We start from the raw sequence: 1,165 nt of genomic DNA, 5'->3' as shown, positions 1-1,165 counted from the left end.
GTGCCGGGCACCTACCAGACGGTTGCGCCAAACCCGCAGGGCCTGATTGACGTGCGGTGTTACGCTGAACCCGATGTATTGGCGGGCGCGGCAGCCGGAAACCCTGCTGACAGCGGCGATTTACCGGTTCCATCCGAAGTTTGCGGGCAAGGTTGATGTGTTGTGGGGCGATCCTGCGTGTGATCACGGGCTGGCCACGCTGGAAGGCGGCGATATGATGCCGGTGGGCGGTGGTCTGGTGATGGTGGGCATGGGCGAACGCACGTCGCCGCAGGCAGTGGGCCTGCTGGCCGAAGCGTTGTTCGATCAGGGCCGCGCCACGCGTGTGCTGGCCTGCCAGTTGCCCAAATCGCGATCCGCCATGCATCTTGACACGGTGCTGACGTTTTGCGGCAATGACGTTGTGACCAGCTTTACCGAGGTGGCCGCCGAAATGTCGCTTTATGATCTGCGCCCGGGCGAAGGGCACTTGCCGCTGGACATCCGCCAGATCGACCAGCCTGTGTTCGATGTGATTGCCGCGGCACTGGGCTATAAGACGCTGCGTATTGTGCCCACCGGTGGCGGAAACCCATTCGAGACAGCCCGCGAACAATGGAACGACGGCAACAACGTTCTGGCCCTGCGCCCCGGCGTGGTGATGGGTTACGACCGCAACGATGACACCAACGCCGCCTTGCGCGCCGAAGGGATCACCGTGCTGGAAATACCCGGCGCGGAACTGGGCCGGGGGCGGGGCGGCAGCCATTGCATGAGCTGCCCGACAATCCGTGACCCGGCATGAAAGGAAAACACCCGTGGCTTATAATCTGAAACACCGCCATTTCCTCAGCCTGCGTGACTTTTCCCCCGAAGAAATCGCCTATTTGCTGCGCCTGTCCGCCGATCTGAAGGCCGCGAAACGCGCCGGCACCGAACAGCCTGTGCTGAAAGGCAAGGAACTGGCACTGATCTTTGAAAAGGACAGCACGCGCACCCGTGCGGGATTCGAGGTTGCCGCCCATGATCAGGGCGCGACCGTCACCTATTTGGGGCCGTCGGGCACGCATCTGGGCCGCAAGGAAACTGTCAAGGATACCGCCCGCGTGCTGGGGCGGATGTTCGACGGGATCGAATACCGCGGCTTTGGCCAGACAGTGGTGGAAGAACTGGCGCAATATGCCGG

At 62.7% G+C, this 1,165-nt stretch carries 1 protein-coding gene and 1 pseudogene; both read left to right on the top strand.

Features of this window, described 5'->3' with window-relative positions; genetic code table 11:
• Positions 1–46: 46 nt before the first annotated feature.
• Complete coding sequence (locus tag IBX59_RS15150) at positions 47–784, top strand: arginine deiminase family protein (RefSeq protein WP_296377062.1); 738 nt, start codon at positions 47–49, stop codon at positions 782–784.
• 13 nt (positions 785–797) lie between these two features.
• Positions 798–1,165 (top strand): annotated as a pseudogene (locus tag IBX59_RS15145) (ornithine carbamoyltransferase subunit F); the annotation flags it as partial.

Source organism: Yoonia sp. (assembly GCF_014859355.1).
GTDB lineage: Bacteria > Pseudomonadota > Alphaproteobacteria > Rhodobacterales > Rhodobacteraceae > Yoonia.
This window is presented reverse-complemented; position numbering and strand designations above follow the sequence as displayed.